The sequence below is a fragment of the Roseateles sp. genome (assembly GCF_044373315.1).
Classification (GTDB): domain Bacteria; phylum Pseudomonadota; class Gammaproteobacteria; order Burkholderiales; family Burkholderiaceae_C; genus JACDQM01.
In genome coordinates, this window is sequence record NZ_JBILQK010000026.1 from 1 (window position 1) to 16,613 (window position 16,613).

Genomic DNA, 16,613 nt, shown 5'->3' on the forward strand with positions numbered 1-16,613 from the left:
GTGGGCAAGACCGTGAACATGATGGAACTCATCAACAACATCGCCAAGGCCCACAGCGGTCTGTCGGTGTTCGCTGGTGTGGGCGAGCGTACCCGTGAGGGCAACGACTTCTATCACGAGATGGCTGATTCGGGCGTCGTGAACCTCGAGAAGCTCGAAGACTCCAAGGTCGCCATGGTCTACGGCCAGATGAACGAGCCTCCGGGCAACCGTCTGCGCGTGGCCCTGACCGGTCTGACCATCGCGGAATCCTTCCGTGACGAAGGCCGTGACGTGCTGTTCTTCGTGGACAACATCTACCGCTACACGCTGGCCGGTACCGAAGTGTCTGCGCTGCTGGGCCGTATGCCTTCCGCCGTGGGCTATCAGCCGACGCTGGCTGAGGAAATGGGCCGTCTGCAAGAGCGGATCACGTCGACCAAGGTTGGCTCGATCACCTCGATCCAGGCCGTTTACGTCCCTGCGGACGACTTGACCGACCCGTCGCCTGCCACGACCTTCGCCCACCTGGACGCCACCGTCGTGTTGTCGCGTGACATCGCTTCGCTGGGTATCTACCCCGCCGTGGACCCGCTGGACTCGACCTCGCGTCAAGTGGACCCGAACGTGGTTGGCGAAGAGCACTACAACACCACGCGCTCCGTGCAGCAGGTGTTGCAGCGCTACAAGGAACTGCGCGACATCATCGCGATTCTGGGCATGGACGAACTGTCGCCGGAAGACAAGCTGGCCGTGGCTCGTGCCCGCAAGATCCAGCGTTTCCTGTCGCAGCCTTTCCACGTCGCGGAAGTGTTCACCGGCTCGCCCGGCAAGTACGTCCCGCTGAAGGAAACCATTCGCGGCTTCAAGATGATCGTGAGCGGCGAGTGCGACCACCTGCCGGAGCAGGCCTTCTACATGGTCGGGACCATCGACGAAGCCTTCGAAAAGGCCAAGAAGCTGCAGTAAGCGGCGTACTCGGGCCTGAGGCGTCGTTGCTGTACTCAGCGGGCAGGAAGCCCGCTTCCGAGCAGCGCCTAGCCTCAGACCCGACTACTTGCTTACTGAACCTTCTTACACGCTAAAGGAAGATTGAGATGGCAACCATTCGTGTTGACGTGGTGTCCGCCGAAGAGCAGATCTTCTCCGGCGAGGCCAAGTTCGTCGCGCTGCCGGGTGAGGGCGGTGAGTTGGGCATCCTGCCGCAGCACACGCCGCTGATCACCCGCATCAAGCCGGGCGCGGTGCGCATTGAGCGCGCTGACGGTGGCGAAGAGTTTGTCTTCGTCGCCGGCGGCATTCTCGAAGTGCAGCCGGGCACGGTGACCGTGCTGGCCGACACTGCAATTCGCGGCAAGGATCTGGACGAGGCCAAGGCGGCCGATGCCAAGAAACTGGCCGAGGAAGCGATGAAGAACGCCAAGACCGACATCGACTTCGCCAAGGCGCAAGGCGAGTTCGCGGCCATGGCTGCTCAGATCGCTGCGCTGCGCAAGTTCCGCAAGAAGTAATCAGCCGCAGCAACGCATCAGGATGATGCATGGCAGCCGACGGGTTGCCTTGCGTATCATTCCAGGCGCCCGCCGACGCAAGTCCGGCGGGCGTTGTCTTTTCAACGCACCGCCCGCTATGCCGACACCGATCGCAATCACCCGCCACCAGGGCATGGATGCCCTCGAACTGCGCTCCCCCGATGGCGCCAGCGCCACGCTGTTGCTGCATGGCGCCCATCTCGTGTCCTGGGTCCCAGCCGGCGCTGACGAGCAGCTCTACGTCTCACCCCACAGCGCCTACGCCTCCGGTCAGGCCGTGCGCGGTGGCATCCCCATCTGCTTCCCGCAGTTTGCCGAGCGCGGCCCGCTGCCCAAGCATGGCTTTGCGCGTACGCGTCCCTGGCAGCTGGTGATGGCCGAGCAGGGCGAGGACGATGCGCTGGCCGTGCTGCGTCTGACCGACGATGCGGGAACACGCCTGCTCTGGCCCCATTCGTTTGACGCGGAGCTCAGCGTGCGGCTGAGCGCCCGCAGCCTGGAGATCGAATTCGCCTGCGAGAACAAGGGCGAACAGGCCTTCAGCTTTACCGCCGCCTTGCACAGTTACTTGCGCCTGCAATCGCTGGCCGACGCCAGTCTGCTCGGCCTGGGTGGCCTGCACTATTGGGACTCGGTCGATCAGGTCGAGCGTCAGCAGCGCAGCGACCTGCTGCTGCCCGGCAGCCCGGGCACCGAGGACCTGGACCGCATCTATCACCAGCTCAAGCAAGACCTGACCCTGCGTGAGCAGGGCGACGACGGAAAGACCCGCGAGCTGCTGATTCGTCAGCAGGGCTTCGAAGACGCTGTGGTGTGGAATCCTGGTGCCGCCAAGTGCGCCGCGCTGGCCGACATGCCGCCGGACGGCTATCGCCAGATGCTGTGCGTCGAGGCGGCAGCAGTCGAGCATCCGCTGCTGCTGGAGCCGGGGCAGTCCTGGGTCGCGATGCAGAGCCTGACGCTGGCCTGAGCCGTGTTGGGCTAAGCTGACTGATCCACATAGGAGCAGTCATGGCCATGAAGACGCCCAAGACCGGTAACACCAGCAAGAGCAGCAAGAGCCATAGCAACGTGGGTTGCAACGGCAAGGGCAAGCTCAGCAAGAGTGAGTATCTGGAACGTCTGGCGCCCCTTCAGCTGGAGCTGAACACTGCAGCGCAATGGCTGCAGCAAACCGGGCAGCGCCTGGTGGTGCTGATCGAGGGGCGCGACACCGCCGGCAAGGGCGGGGTCATCTCGGCCTTGTCGGAGACGCTCAATCCGCGCCAATGCCGCACCGTCGCGCTGGGCAAGCCGACCGAGCCTGAGCGCAGCCAGTGGTACTTCCAGCGCTATGTGGCGCATCTGCCGAGCGCGGGCGAGATCGCGCTGTTCGACCGCAGCTGGTACAACCGCGCCGGCGTCGAGGCGGTGATGGGTTTCTGCAGCCCTGAGCAGACGGCGAGCTTTCTGAAGCAGGCGCCGGTCTTCGAGAAGCTGCTGGTGGACGATGGCATCCTGCTGTTCAAGTACTGGCTGACGGTGGATCAGGCGCAGCAGGAGGAACGCTTCACCGAGCGTCTGGCCGATCCGCTCAAGCGCTGGAAGCTCTCGCCGATCGATCTGGATGCGCGGCGTCTGTACAAGCAGTATGGCGAGGCGCGCGAGCGCATGCTCAAGGCCACGCACAGCCGGCATGCGCCTTGGACCCTGGTCGACTTCAACGATCAGCGTCGGGGGCGACTTACGCTGATCCGCCATCTGCTGGATCATCTGCCGGACGTCAGGGTGCCACAGGCGCGGATCAAGTTTCCGGCGCTGGCGCACAAGCCGCTGCTCGAAAAATTCAGCGGCAAGCTCAAGCCCCTCCCGAGCCTGTAGACAGCCAGCCGCCCGGACCGCGCCTCAGAGCAGGATCACCGCGTCCGGTAGTTCGTTGGGATTGAGCTCGCCAGCCGCCAGCGGGAAATGCTGCTGCAGCATTTCATCAACTGCGGCCACCGCTTGACTCAAGCCTTGTTCGAACTCGCCAGCGCGCAGCGCGGTGCGCAGACCTTCGATGATGGTCTGCCATTGCGCGGGGCTGACCAGCGCATTCAAGCCGCGGTCGGCAACGATCTCGATCGAGTGCTCGGCCAGCAACAAATAGATCAGCACGCCGCTGTTGGCTTCGGTATCCCAGACGCGCAGCTTGCCGAACAGCGTCACCGCACGGTCGCGCGCGCGCAGTTGCTTCCACAGATAGGACAGCGGCAGGCCGGCCTCCACGCAGACGCAGATCTCGCCAGCATGGCGCGTTTCGCTGGCCCGCACCTGGGTTTCGAGGCGCTGCACCGCGGGCGCGGGCAGCGCGCGCTGCAGATCACGCTCGTCGGTCCAGCGATGCTTGAGCAGTCGTTTCCAGCGCTGCATCATCACCAGTCTCCCGAGGCGCCACCGCCTCCAAAATCGCCACCACCGCCGGACGAGAAACCGCCGCCACCTCCCCAGCTGCCACCGCCACCGCTGCCGCCCCAGATCACCGGGTCGCTGTGACGGCCCGAGCCAATGCGGCTGCCGCGCCGGGTCGCGCCGACGCCCATGATGCCCACCAGAACCAGCGCTGCGACAGCCGCCAGGCCGGCGATCAAGGCGCTGGCACTGAAGAACCAGCCGATCGCGCCCGCCGCGCCGCCGGTGGCCACGCTGCCGAGCTTGCGCCCGAAGATGCCGGTCAGGATCGCGCCCAGCACCGGCACGCCGATGAAGAACAGCCCGGCCAGTTCCTCGAAGTCGAATCCGCTATCGCGCGCCTGCTCCGTGCGTTTGGAGGGCGCCGGCAGCGCTTCGCCGCGGATGCGGGCCTGCAGCTGGTCCACCGCCTGGTTCAGTCCGCCGGCATAGTCGCCGACCTTGAAGGCCGGTGAGATCGCGCTCTGGATGATCTGGCGCGCGGCGAGATCGGGGATGGCGCCTTCCAGCGCCTTGGCGACCTCGATGCGCACCTTGCGGTCGTTCTTGGCCACCACGATCAGCAGTCCGTCGCCCACCTCGCGACGGCCGATCTTCCAGCTGTCGGCCACACGCTGCGCGTAAGAGGTGATGTCTTCCGGCGACGTGCTCGGCAGCATCAGGATGACGATCTGCGGCCCGGCCTCGCGCTCGAAGGCTTCCAGCTTGCCCTCCAGCGCGGAGCGTTGCAGCGCATCCAGCGTACCGGTCTGGTCGATCAGGCGGGCCGTCAGCACCGGCACCGGCAACACGTCTTGCGCCTGTGCCGGCACGAGGAGTTGCCAGACGCAAAGGCACAGCGTCAGCAGCAGGCGCATATCGGCGGCGTGCTTACTTGGAAGCTGCGGGCGCAGCCGGCTTGTCGAAGCTGACCGTCGGCGCAACCTTGATGGCGGCCTCGTTCTCGACCTGGAAGTTGGGCTTCACCTGGTAGCCAAACACCATGGCCGTCAGATTGGTCGGGAAGCTGCGGGTGTGGGTGTTGTACTCGGCCACTGACTTGATGTAGCGGTTGCGGGCCACGGTGATGCGGTTCTCCGTGCCTTCAAGCTGCACCCGCAGATCCTGGAAGCCCTGGTTGGCCTTCAGGTTGGGATAGTTCTCGGTGACCATCAGCAGGCGCGACAGCGCGCTGGACAGCTCGCCCTGGGCTGACTGCCACTTCTTCAGCGCCTCGGGGTCGTTGGCCAGCTCCGGCGTGACCTGGATGCTGGTGGCCTTGGCGCGTGCTTCCACGACCTTGGTCAGCGTCTCCTGTTCGAAACTCGCCTCGCCCTTGACGGTGTTGACGATGTTGGGAATCAGGTCAGCGCGCCGCTGGTACTGGCTCAGCACCTCGGCCCAGTTGGCATTGACCTGCTCGTCCATGCGCTGGAATTCGTTATAGCCGCAGCCCGACAGGGCCAGCGACAGGGCGGCGACAACGCCGAGCACGATGCGACGGGAAAAGGCGGTATTCATGACTCGTAGCACTCCTTGCGCGTCTAACAGGACACGGGCCTGAGATGGCGGCACTGTGCCACATCTCAAGCCGCCTCCGCCGCTCGCCAAGGCCCCCCTTGGGGTGAGGCCCGAACAAGGGCGCAAGTCGCACATGGCCATCGCCCCCACAATCAGCTGCAATGTCTGGACAAACCTCTGAAGAGCCTGCTTCGGCAGCGCTACCCGCTGGTGCGCTGCTGTGCCTGTCGCTCGCCGCATTTGGCAGCGGTATTTCGATGCGCGTCAATGACGCGCTGCTGCCTAGCCTGTCAGCAGACTTCGGCATTTCGCTGGGCCAGGCCGCTCAGGTTGTGAGCTATTTCGCCATTGCCTATGGGCTGGCGCAGTTGGGCTTCGGGCCGGCTGGCGACCGCTTCGGCAAGTACCGCGTCATCGCCTGGGCCTGCGTCGGCAGCGCCCTGACGTCGCTGCTGTGCTTGCTGTCACCGGGCTTCGAGGCGCTGCGGCTGGCCCGCCTGCTGGCGGGCATCGCGGCGGCGGCGGTGATTCCCCTGTCGATGGCCTGGATCGGCGATGTGGTGGCCTATGACCAACGCCAGCCGGTGCTGGCACGCTTTCTGAGCGGGCAGATCCTGGGCCTGGTGGTGGGCGTGGCGCTGGGCGGGTTCGCGGCGGACCACCTGAGCTGGCGCCTGCCTTATGCACTTCTGGCGGGCTTGTTCCTGGCGGTGGCGCTGGCCTTGTTCTCGATGAACCGGCGCCTGCCCGCGCGCGCCTTGCTGCGGCGCCCCAGCCAGGGCTCTGCGCTGCAGAGCATGGTGAACGACTTCAGCCATGTGCTGGCCCTGCCGTGGGCGCGTGTCGTGCTGCTGGTCGTCTTCATTGAGGGCATGTTCCTGTACGGTGCCTTTGTCTTTGTGGCTTCCTATTTGCACCAGCGCTTCGGGCTGTCGCTGTCGGCCGCCGGTGGGGTGCTGATGCTGTTCGGCGCGGGCGGCTTTTCCTTCGCCGTGGCTTCGGGCTCGCTGTCGCGGTGGCTGGGCGAGGTGCGTCTGGTGCGTTGGGGTGGCGCGCTGATGAGCCTGTCCTTCGCCGTGCTGGCGCTGGCGCCGGCATGGTGGTGGGCCTTGCCCCTGTGTCTGCTGCTGGGCTTGGGTTTCTACATGATGCACAACACGCTGCAACTGAACGCCACGCAGATGGCGCCCGAGCGGCGCGGCGCAGCCGTGTCGGCCTTTGCGGCCAGCTTCTTTCTGGGGCAGTCGGCGGGCGTCAGTGCGGCGGGCTGGCTGGTCGGGCAGCTGGGCATGGCGCCCTTGATGCTGGGTTGCTCGCTGGGTCTGCTGATCACGGCCTTGGCCTTTGCCAGGCTCCGCAGTGCCCGTCGCCCGGCGGGGTGAGGGCTGGCACAGCGGATAATCGGGGCATGAACGCCCCCTTGCAAAACGACACCTTTCTGCGCGCCTGTCTGCGCCAACCCACCGACTACACGCCGGTCTGGCTGATGCGCCAGGCCGGCCGCTATTTGCCCGAGTACCGCGAGACACGCGCCAAGGCCGGTAGCTTCATGGGCTTGGCCACCAACACCGACTACGCCACCGAGGTGACGCTGCAGCCGCTGGAGCGCTATGCGCTGGACGCGGCGATCCTGTTTTCCGACATCCTGACGGTGCCCGATGCGATGGGCCTGGGCCTGTCGTTCGCGATCGGCGAGGGCCCGAAGTTTGCCAAGGTGGTGCGTGACGAGGCCGCCGTGGCCGCGCTCGAAGTGCCCGACATGAACAAGCTGCGCTATGTGTTCGACGCTGTGAGCTCGATCCGCAAGGCGCTGAACGGCCGTGTGCCGCTGATCGGCTTCTCCGGCAGCCCTTGGACGCTGGCCTGCTATATGGTCGAGGGCGGTGGCTCGGACGACTACCGCCAGGTCAAGAGCCTGATGTATGCGCGCCCCGACCTGATGCATCGCATCCTGCAGGTCAATGCCGAGGCCGTGGCGCAGTATCTGAATGCCCAGATCGAAGCCGGTGCCCAGGCGGTGATGCTGTTCGACTCCTGGGGCGGCGTGCTGGCCGACGGCATGTTCCAGCGCTTCAGCCTGGAGTACTCGCGGCGGGTGTTGGCGCAGGTGAAGACCGAGCATGAAGGCCAGCGCATTCCGCGCATCCTGTTCACCAAGGGCGGTGGCCTGTGGCTGGACGAGATCGTCGGTGCCGGTGCCGATGTGGTGGGTCTGGACTGGACCGTCAATCTGGCGCGCGCCCGTGCCCAGGTGCAGGACAAGGTGGCGCTGCAGGGCAATCTCGACCCCAATGTGCTGTTCGCACCGCCTGAAGCGGTGCGCGAGCAGGTCAGGGCGGTGCTGGACAGCTTCGGCCGCCCGCAACGCAGCGATGGCGGCTGGGGCGGCCACGTGTTCAACCTGGGCCATGGCATCAGCCAGTTCACTCCGCCCGAGCATGTCTCGGCGCTGGTCGACGAGGTGCACGCCCATTCGCGCAAGCTGCGCGCAAGCACCTGAACCCGAGGGGGCGCGCGGCGTGAAATCCTCACGCCGCGCCGGACTTATCCCCAAAATGGGGATGAATGCCAGGTCGATCTGCCCGTGCTGTGATGCCGCCTCTGGTTTTCCCGCTTGCGGGCTAAGTGCTTGATTTCTATAGCCGCTGCGTCGTGGGCCGAAGAATGTTGCCGAACCGCGGCTTGGCTGTCATTCAGGATTCAGGGCCGACCACGCAAGTTTTTCCCACAAAGTTATCCACAGGCGGCGATCGTTTCGGGAAAGCGTTTTGAAATCATGTGCTTAGCCGCTGTTGTTCAAAAATCCCGGAGCTTGTGGCGATGAGCGATCCGCTGGACGCTTCGCGGCAGAAACTGCGTTTGCGCGTCGTCGTGGATGCGCCTGCGCACAGTGGCCTGGCCGGCCCGCTGGACTATCTCAGTGAGCATGCGCTCACACCCGGCACCTTGGTCACGGTGCCGCTGGGCCGGCGCGAGCTGACGGGCATCGTCTGGGACGATGGTGAGCCGGCGGATGAGTCGCTCGATGCCAGCCAGTTGCGGAACATCGGCGCCGCGCTGGATGCCTTGCCACCGCTGTCGCCCAACTGGCGCGCGCTGCTGGACTTCAGCGCGGCGTACTACCAGCGCAGTGTGGGCGAGGTGGCGCTGTCGGTGCTGCCGCCGCAACTGCGCGAGCTGGATGGCAAGAAACTGCAGGCGCGCCTGAAGAAGCTCGACAAGTGGACGGCGGCGGTCGAGCAGGCGAGACCCGATCCTGGCGCTGCGACGGCACTGCGTCCCGAGCTCAGCCCGGCACAGGCCGAGGCCCTGGCGCAGTTGGACGGGCTGTTGGCGCCGGGCGAGCCGACGTCAGCACCGCCGCCGCTGCTGCTGTACGGCGTCACCGGTAGCGGCAAGACCGAGGTCTATCTGCGCGCTGCCGAGCACGCGCTGGCGGCCGGCCGCCAGGTGCTGGTGCTGGTGCCGGAGATCAATCTGACGCCGCAGCTGGAGGCGCGATTTGCCGAGCGTTTTGCGGGCCATCGCATCGTCTCGCTGCACAGCGGCCTGACACCGGCGCAGCGCCTGCAGCACTGGCTGGCCGCACACCTGGGCCGCGCCGAGCTGGTGCTGGGCACGCGGCTGGCAGTGTTTGCGTCGATGCCACGGCTGGGGCTGATCGTCGTCGACGAGGAGCACGATCCTTCGTACAAGCAGCAGGACGGTGCGCGCTACTCGGCGCGGGATCTGGCGGTCTACCGCGCCCGGCTGGAGAAGGTGCCGGTGATCCTGGGCTCGGCCACACCCTCGCTGGAGAGCTGGCAGCACGCTCAAGCTGTGAGCCTCCCGGCAGCGCAAATACCGCAGCCGGCCCCCAAGGGGGGCGAAGGCCTTCCTGGGAGCGGCCCGGCGAAGGCCTTGCGGAGTCGCTATCAGCTTCTGAGAATGCCCGAGCGTATCGGCGGCGGCGCCTTGCCGCGCGTGCGCATCTTCGACATGAACACGCTGCCGCGGAACAAGGGCGTCACCACCGCGCTGGCGGCACCGCTGATCGAGGCGCTGCGCGTGCGGCTGGAGCGTGGCGAGCAGAGCCTGGTGTTTCTGAACCGACGCGGCTATGCGCCGGTGCTGCATTGCACCGAGTGCGGCTGGAAAAGCGAATGCCCGCACTGCAGCGCCTACCGCGTCTTCCACAAGGGCGACCGTACGCTGCGTTGCCACCACTGCGGCTTCACCGAGCGCGTGCCCGCCGCCTGCCCGGACTGCGGCAACCAGGATATAGCGCCGCTGGGCCGCGGCACCGAGCGGCTGGAAGAGCAGTTGGCCGCGGCACTGCCCGGCGCCCGCGTTGCGCGCATCGACGCCGACTCAACCAAGCACAAGGGTGCGCTGGAAGCACAGCTGGGCGCCGTCCATGCGGGCGAGGTGGACATCCTGGTCGGCACGCAGATGATCACCAAGGGCCACGACTTCCGCCGCATCACGCTGGTGGCGGCGGTGAACCCCGATGGTGCCTTGTTCAGCAGTGACTTCCGTGCACCTGAGCGGCTCTTCTCTCTGCTGATGCAGGCCGCCGGTCGGGCCGGCAGAGACGCGGAGCAGGCCGCCCGCAGCGAGATGTGGGTGCAGACCTGGCACCCGCAGCATGCGCTCTACAAGGCGCTGGCGCGGCACGACTTCGAGGCCTTTGCCAAGAGCCAGCTGGAGGAGCGCGAGAGTGCCGGCCTGCCGCCTTTCTCGCACCTGGCTCTGCTACGCGCAGAGGCGCGCACGGCCGAGGCGGCGCAGGCCTTTCTGGCGGCGGCAGCGCATTGGGCGCAGGGCCGGCCCGAGGCGCAGCAGCTGCTGATCTACCCGCCGGTGCCGATGAGTGTGGCGCGCGTGGCCAATGTCGAGCGCATGCAGATGCTGGTGGAAGCTGCCAGTCGTGCTGCCTTGCAGCGTCTGTTGTGGCATTGGATGCCCGAGCTGCATGCACTCAAGCGCGAGCACAAGGGGCTGCTGCGCTGGGCGGTGGATGTCGATCCGCTGGCGATCTGAGCTGGACGCAGTGTTGGCATCGAATCTGCAGGTATGACGCACTCGCGACCGACGCAAACCGATAGAAAGCGAAAGCACCCTGCGCTGGCTTGTGCGCAGAGCGCGCAAGTTAGCGTGAGGCGGGCTGTCGCCGGCCGGGAATTAGGTCTCGAGCGCTGCTGCTGCGGCTCAGCGCAGCGCGGCCAGACCTTGCCGCAGCGACTGCCACAGCGGCAGGGCCTGTGGCCAGTCCGCGGCTTCGGCCGCAAGCTCCAGCGCTGCCGCATCCATCGACTCGGCCACATGGCCCAAGGTCAGCAGCACACTCTTGAGGCTGTGGGCCAGACGGCGCATGGCTTGGCCATCCCGCGCGCGGCAAGCGGCTTCGCCCGCCTCGATGTCATGGGCGAACTGTTGCAGGCAACTGGCGCGGAAGGCTTGATACAGCGCGGCATTGCCGGCAAAGTGTTGCTGCAGCGGATCGACCGCTTCGGGGGCTGCGGCCGCTGGCGGATCGGCAGCGGCCGTGTCCAGTCCTTCACCGACACAGCGCTCAAGATCATCAAGCGAGCAGGGTTTGGCCAGTGTGCGCCAGGCGCCAGCTTTGACAAGCTCGGCGCTGATTGCGTCATCCAAGCCTGCACTGAAGACCATGACCCGGGCCTGGCCGCGCAGTGCGGGTTCGGCATGCAATCGCGCTAGAAGATCGCGACCGGAGCCGTCGGGCAGCAGGAGGTCGGTGATCAGCAAATCGACGGGCGCCTGCTGCAGCATCTCGATGGCGCCTGCAACGGTGTCGCGGCAATGCAGCTCAAGCGGCATCAACTCCAGGGCCATTTCCACAAAGCGCTGCAGCGAGGGGTCATCCTCGACTAGCAGGACGCGTGGATGGGTCACACAGCAGCCTGGCGGGTGTCAGCCAGAGCCTGCTGCAGCAGCAGCGGCAACTCGGCCACCAGCCGTGGCTTGTGCACCACCGGCACCCCTGAAAGCGCGAACGCATAGGGCGCGAGCTGCGTGTGGTCCAGTGACGTGACGACGATCAGCCGGCTGTTGGCAAATTGAGGTTGTGAGCGCAGGCTAGTGATCAGCGTGGCGCCATCGATGCCGGGCAGCAGGATGTCGACGATCAGCACCTGGGGTTGCAACTGACCGTACATGGCCAGTCCGACGATGCCGTCGTGCGCGGTGTGCAACTCCACCTGAGGGAACTGCTGCGCCACCATCAGCGACAGCAGATTCTGGTAGTGGACCGAGTCCTCGATCAGCAGCACCCGCGGTTTGCCGGATGCTGGCATCGGCATAGCGGCCGTTGTCCTGTCGGCCGCGCCGGCTGCCTTCGCGCCAGTGCGCCGTGCCAGCCAGCCGTCCACCGACTCGCGCGAGATTCGCCGATGTCCTCCCGGGGTCTTCCAGGCCGACAACTCGCCGCGATCAACCATCAGTTGGACGGACCGCACTGCCATACCCAGCAGACGTGCGACTTCCATCGTGCTGAAGTCGGCGTCCGGATCTGCGGGGCTCAAGTTTTTGCTAGCCATAGCGTATTTTTGCCGAAATTTCGGGGCCTGCGCGCGTGGCCACGCCCAAGAAAATGCGATAGAAACGACAATGTTTCATCGTTGATATCAATTTGGCAGGCTATGAAGAAAATTCTTCTCGTCGATGATCATGCCGACATCCGCAAGTTGGTACGGATGACATTGGAGTTCGAGGACTATGACGTTCACGAGGCGTCAGATGCACCCGAGGCTGTTCGGGCGGCGGGCGACTGGCAACCCGATCTTGTCCTGCTCGACGTGATGATGCCGGGCGAGTACGACGGCCTGGAGGCCTGCCGGCGCCTCAAGCGCGGTGGCAACAACAGCACCCCGCCGCGGGTGATGCTGTTGAGCGCTCGCGGTCGGGCGCTTGACCGTGAGGCGGGGCTAGGTGCCGGCGCTGACGCGTACCTGGTGAAGCCGTTCAGCCCGCTGCAGTTGATTGACAGTATTGCTGCGCTATGGAGTCGAGAGTGATACCGGCGGCCCAGCCAGATGAGCTTGGCGACCCGATGTTGCCCAGCGGCCGCGCCTTCGATGCGGCGGCACAGGCTCAGATGGAACGTCTGGTGGGCGACTTCGGTCGCATGTACCAGGAGCGTAACGAGGCATTGCGAGAGGTTGCGCGAGCGCATCACGAGGCCCTGTTGCGCCTGTCTCTGGCGGCCGACCTGCGGGACGACGACACGGGCACTCACATCACCCGCATCGGCTTTCTGGCCGAAGCCCTGGCCCTTCACCTGGGTGAGGCGGCAGCGTTTGCACGGATGCTGCGCCGCGCTGCGCCGATGCATGACATCGGCAAGATCGGCGTTTCGGACCGGGTGCTGAAGAAGCCGGGTGCCTATGAGCCGGCAGAGCGCATCGAGATGAACCAGCATCCGCTCATTGGGTCCAGGATCCTGGGCCAGTCCCGCATTCCTCTGTTCCAGCTGGCCGCCGAGGTGGCGCTGACACATCACGAACGCTGGGACGGCAGCGGCTACCCGAATAGTCTGGTCGGGGCTGCCATTCCGCGTAGCGGGCGCATCGTCGCAGTGGTCGACTTCTTCGATGCTTTGACCATGAATCGCTGCTATCGCCCGGCTCTGGCCGATGACGTCGCCTTGGCGATGCTGGGCGAGCAACGAGGCCGCGCCTTTGATCCGGAGATCGTTGACTGCTTTCTTGCGAATTCAGCCAGTCTGGTGGCCGTGCGGGACGCGATCAATCGCTGCCCACCGAGCTTCGAGTCTCTTGCCCTCGGCGATTGAACAGCGTGACGCAGAACGGAGTGATCATGAAGAACCTGCCCGTACCCTTGCTGGCGCTCGCCGCGGCGATGCTGCTGTCCCTGCCCGCTGGCACCTCCAGCGCGCAGCCTGCCGATGGCTCGGTGCTCAAGCGTCAACAGGCGAGTGGTGTGCTGCGCGTCTGCATCTGGCCAGACTATTACGGCATCACCCATCGGCATGCGCACACGCAGCAACTCAACGGTATCGATATCGATTTGTCGGCCGAGCTGGCGCGCGATCTCAAGCTCAAGCTCGAGTACGTGGATTCGAGCTTCCCGCAACTCGCCGAGCACCTGCGTGGAGGGCGCTGCGATGTGGCGATGTTCGCCATCGGCGTGCTGCCTGCGCGCAAGGAACTGATGGCCTTCACGCAACCCTATATGCAGAGCGACATCTACGGCGTGACCTCACGCAGCAGCCGCGTGGTGCGGGAGTGGGCGGACATCGACAAGCCCGGGGTTGTTGTGGCGGTGCAGGCCGGCACCTTCATGGAGCCGGTGATGAAGGCAGCGCTGCAGCGCGCGCAGATCCAGGTCGTTCGACCGCCGCAGACGCGCGAGGGCGAGCTGGAGTCAGGCCGCGTCGACGTCTTCATGACCGACTATCCGTACAGCCGCCGCCTGCTCGACAACGCGGATTGGGCACGCCTGATCTCGCCGCCCAAGCCTTTCCATGTGCTGCCTTATGCCTACGCGGTCCGGCAGGGTGATGCGGAGTGGCTGGCGCAGATGGATGCCTTCGTCACTCGCATCAAGGCAGACGGGCGCCTGCGCGCCGCGGCCAAGCGCCATGGCCTCGAGGACATCATCGTCCGCTGAAAGCGCAGCATGGCCGAAACTGCCCCGTCAACACTGCCGCTGCTCAAGCGACTGGCCATCACCGTCGGCTTAGTCATATCGCTGGTGGTGCTGATGGCGCTGGCTGCCGTGGTGCGCTCCGAGCGCGAGGCGGCGCTGGATCAGGCGACGGACCGTGGCGAGTTGATGGCCCGTGTGCTGGCTGATCATGCCGGTCGGGGCCTCGATGCGGGGGCGCTGCTGCTGACGGCCTTGGGCGAGACCGTAACGCGCGCCGACAAGACCACCTTGAGCGCGCTTTCGCCGGTGTTTGCCAGTGCGCTGCTGGGTGTGAACCATGTGCGCAGCGTCGCGCTGCTGGACTCGCAGGGGCGTGTCCAGGCGGCGAGCGACTCGGCGGCCGAAGGCCTGATGCTGGATCGGTCGCGCCTGCGCACCAGCGCCGACAGGGGCGGCGTCCAGCTTGTCGGTGTTCTGCCCGGCCGGGGGCTGCGCGACCTGACTGTGGCCGGCGCTCAGGCGGCCCCTGGCGTTGGCATGATCCTGATGCAGCGACCGCTTGTGGCGCCTGACGGGCGCCCCATGACGCTGCTGGCCGTTCTGAATCCGGATGTGTTCGCCAACTACCAGCAGCGCGCACTGGAAGAGATTTCCGGCGTGGGTGTGCTCGCCAGCTACACGGGGCAGGTCTACAGCGCCACCGCGCCGCTGGACCTGGTGCCTGGGGCCTCGATCACGGCGCATCCAGTCTTCAAGGACTGGCTGCCGGCGCGTGAGTACGGTGCCTACGTCGGCGCGGGCTTGCAAGAGGAGCGCCAGATCGTGGCCTATCGCACCTTGCGCGGCCGGCCGATGACTGTGGTCGTCGAGCAGAGCGAGGATGCGGTGCTGGCCCCATGGCGCGAGCTTGCGGCCTGGCGAGTGCTGATGGCCGCTTTCGCTGTGCTGGTGATCAGCGTCGGTACGGCCATCGTCTACCGCAGCATCTGCGCGCGCGAACGTGCGCGGGCCGCGCTGGATGAAGCCCACGAGTCTGTCGCCTTACGTGAGCGAGAGCTCAGCGTGCTGATGAAGAGCGTGCAGGAGCTGATCTTTCGCACCGATAGCCAGGGCATGCTCACTTTCGTGAATGCACGATGGGCCGCCTTGAGCCCGGAGCCTGCCGAGCGTGCTCTCGGGCGGAGCCTTCAGGATCTGGTCGAGCCGATCTGTCGTCACCGGGTGGCCGCGCTGTTCGAACGCGATGTGGACGATGGCTTGCGGACGGTCGAGGTCACGCTGAAGGCGGCCGATGGGCGGCGCCATCGACTGCAGGTCTGTGTCGTGCCCCTGCATGCGCGCGGCCGCCTCGTCGGCTATGCGGGTAGCGCTGTCGATGTCACTGAACGCTATGAAGCCCAGCGGCGACTCACTCAGGAACTCGCCTTCACCGCGCTTCTGCTGGATGTCAGTCCGTACCCGATCTCGCTCTTCGATGCGGAAGGGCGCTACGTGACGGTCAACCGGGCCTGGGAAGCGTTCACCGGGCGGGCTCGCGATACCGTCATTGGCACCCGCATGGGCAGCTTCATGAGCAGCCCTGAGCGCGAGGAGCATGACCGTCAGCACGAGCGACTGCTCGCCGGCGGAGCATCGCTGCGGTACGAGGCCATCTGGCGGCACCGCGACGGCTCGCAGCGCGACGTGGTCATCAACAAGCTGATGTTGCGTGACGAGCTCGGGCAGATCACGGGGACGCTCAACACACTGATCGACGTCAGTGAGTTCCGCGAAGCCGAGCGTGCCACGCGCGAGGCGCGTGATGCAGCGGAAGACGCCTCAAGGGCCAAGTCCGAGTTCATCGCCAACATCAGCCACGAGCTGCGCACGCCGCTGCAGTCCATCCTAGGCTTCTCCGAGCTGGGCCAGGCGCGCGCGCAGCAGGCGCCGCGGCTGGCCGAGATGTTCGGCGACATCCATGTGGCCGGTCAGCGGATGCTGGCCTTGGTGAATGACCTGCTGGACGTGTCCAAGATCGAGAGCACGGTCGGCACGCTCGACCTGGAGCGCTGCGATCTGCGCAGCCTGGTGCGATCAGTGCTGCGCGAGTTGCAGCCGCTGGCAGCCCGGCGTCAGCTGCAGCTGCAGGCACGAATGCCCGCGGAGCCGCTGCATGCGCGTGTCGACCCCCTGCGGCTGCAGCAGGTGCTTCGCAACGTCATTGCCAACGCCATCAAGTTTTCCGCCGAAGGCTCGGTGGTCGAGATCGCGGGCGACACCACCGCGCAGCGCGAGGTCCAGCTGGCCGTTTCAGACCGCGGCCCTGGCATCCCTGCTGCTGAGCTTGAATCCATCTTCGAAGCCTTTGTCCAGTCCAGCAAGACCAAGGATGGCTCGGGCGGAACGGGGCTGGGCCTGGCGATCTGCCGCAAGATCGTCGAGATCCACGGTGGTCGCATCAGTGCAAGCAACCGGGCCGATGGGGGCGCCCGTTTCGATATCGTGCTGCCGTCCTGCAGCTTTGGCGAGACCTTGTCGGCCGAGTTCGCCAAGACCACCATTCATAGCGTCGAGCCTTGA

16 protein-coding genes are annotated in these 16,613 nt (G+C 65.9%); 11 read left to right on the forward strand and 5 right to left on the reverse strand.

From position 1 onward, the window contains the following. From atpD to ppk2, 4 genes are all read left to right on the forward strand, one after another. A partial coding sequence (atpD, locus tag ACIQ67_RS08335; protein ID WP_397533900.1) for a F0F1 ATP synthase subunit beta occupies positions 1-948 on the forward strand: 948 nt, incomplete at its 5' end. A gap of 128 nt (positions 949-1,076) precedes the next feature. Further along, positions 1,077-1,490, forward strand: coding sequence for a F0F1 ATP synthase subunit epsilon (locus tag ACIQ67_RS08340; protein ID WP_397533901.1), 414 nt, complete (start codon positions 1,077-1,079; stop codon positions 1,488-1,490). 118 nt (positions 1,491-1,608) lie between these two features. Further along, complete coding sequence (locus tag ACIQ67_RS08345; protein WP_397533902.1) at positions 1,609-2,481, forward strand: D-hexose-6-phosphate mutarotase; 873 nt, start codon at positions 1,609-1,611, stop codon at positions 2,479-2,481. A gap of 41 nt (positions 2,482-2,522) precedes the next feature. Further along, positions 2,523-3,371 (forward strand): polyphosphate kinase 2, encoded by an 849-nt coding sequence (gene ppk2, locus ACIQ67_RS08350; RefSeq protein WP_397533903.1) that lies wholly within the window; start codon positions 2,523-2,525, stop codon positions 3,369-3,371. Positions 3,372-3,395: 24 nt separating this feature from the next. Here ppk2 and ACIQ67_RS08355 read toward each other — a convergent pair whose 3' ends face one another. From ACIQ67_RS08355 to ACIQ67_RS08365, 3 genes are read right to left on the reverse strand one after another with little or no spacing between them, the layout of a single operon-like run. Next, positions 3,396-3,905: a TPM domain-containing protein gene (locus ACIQ67_RS08355; protein ID WP_397533904.1), complete on the reverse strand. Its 510-nt coding sequence runs from the start codon at positions 3,903-3,905 to the stop codon at positions 3,396-3,398. Next, the gene (locus tag ACIQ67_RS08360) at positions 3,905-4,798 is read right to left on the reverse strand and encodes a TPM domain-containing protein (protein ID WP_397533905.1); all 894 of its coding nucleotides are present in this window, start codon (positions 4,796-4,798) and stop codon (positions 3,905-3,907) included. The genes ACIQ67_RS08355 and ACIQ67_RS08360 overlap by 1 nt, the downstream gene beginning before the upstream one ends. A 13-nt stretch (positions 4,799-4,811) precedes the next feature. Further along, positions 4,812-5,441 carry a LemA family protein gene (locus tag ACIQ67_RS08365; RefSeq protein ID WP_397533906.1) on the reverse strand — a complete coding sequence of 210 codons (630 nt, stop codon included), beginning with the start codon at positions 5,439-5,441 and terminating at the stop codon, positions 4,812-4,814. Positions 5,442-5,602: 161 nt separating this feature from the next. On the opposite strand from ACIQ67_RS08365, the gene ACIQ67_RS08370 reads away from it, so the two are divergent. The 3 genes from ACIQ67_RS08370 (at position 5,603) to priA (ending at position 10,463) form a co-directional block, all read left to right on the forward strand. Then, entirely contained in the window at positions 5,603-6,823 is a 1,221-nt protein-coding gene (locus tag ACIQ67_RS08370) for an MFS transporter (protein WP_397533907.1), read from the forward strand. 26 nt (positions 6,824-6,849) lie between these two features. Next, on the forward strand, positions 6,850-7,941 hold the full coding sequence (gene hemE / locus ACIQ67_RS08375; protein ID WP_397533908.1) for a uroporphyrinogen decarboxylase: 1,092 nt from the start codon (positions 6,850-6,852) through the stop codon (positions 7,939-7,941). Between the two features lie 320 nt (positions 7,942-8,261). Beyond that, a complete protein-coding gene (priA, locus tag ACIQ67_RS08380) occupies positions 8,262-10,463 on the forward strand; it encodes a primosomal protein N' (RefSeq protein ID WP_397533909.1) in 2,202 nt (733 codons plus the stop codon). Between the two features lie 168 nt (positions 10,464-10,631). On the opposite strand, the gene ACIQ67_RS08385 is transcribed toward priA, so the two are convergent. Together ACIQ67_RS08385 and ACIQ67_RS08390 are read right to left on the reverse strand one after the other, a co-directional pair. Beyond that, complete coding sequence (locus ACIQ67_RS08385) at positions 10,632-11,339, reverse strand: response regulator (RefSeq protein WP_397533910.1); 708 nt, start codon at positions 11,337-11,339, stop codon at positions 10,632-10,634. Beyond that, positions 11,336-11,983 carry an excisionase family DNA-binding protein gene (locus tag ACIQ67_RS08390; RefSeq protein ID WP_397533911.1) on the reverse strand — a complete coding sequence of 216 codons (648 nt, stop codon included), beginning with the start codon at positions 11,981-11,983 and terminating at the stop codon, positions 11,336-11,338. Before ACIQ67_RS08390 ends, ACIQ67_RS08385 begins: the two co-directional genes overlap by 4 nt. Before the next feature lie 102 nt (positions 11,984-12,085). Here ACIQ67_RS08390 and ACIQ67_RS08395 point away from each other — a divergent pair, with 102 nt between their 5' ends. The 4 genes from ACIQ67_RS08395 to ACIQ67_RS08410 are packed head-to-tail and all read left to right on the forward strand — an operon-like array spanning position 12,086 to position 16,613. Continuing rightward, on the forward strand, positions 12,086-12,460 hold the full coding sequence (locus ACIQ67_RS08395) for a response regulator transcription factor (RefSeq protein WP_397533912.1): 375 nt from the start codon (positions 12,086-12,088) through the stop codon (positions 12,458-12,460). Positions 12,461-12,495: 35 nt separating this feature from the next. Next, positions 12,496-13,236 carry an HD-GYP domain-containing protein gene (locus tag ACIQ67_RS08400; RefSeq protein WP_397533913.1) on the forward strand — a complete coding sequence of 247 codons (741 nt, stop codon included), beginning with the start codon at positions 12,496-12,498 and terminating at the stop codon, positions 13,234-13,236. A gap of 26 nt (positions 13,237-13,262) precedes the next feature. After that, complete coding sequence (locus tag ACIQ67_RS08405; RefSeq protein WP_397533914.1) at positions 13,263-14,075, forward strand: ABC transporter substrate-binding protein; 813 nt, start codon at positions 13,263-13,265, stop codon at positions 14,073-14,075. 9 nt (positions 14,076-14,084) lie between these two features. After that, positions 14,085-16,613 (forward strand): PAS domain-containing protein, encoded by a 2,529-nt coding sequence (locus ACIQ67_RS08410; RefSeq protein WP_397533915.1) that lies wholly within the window; start codon positions 14,085-14,087, stop codon positions 16,611-16,613.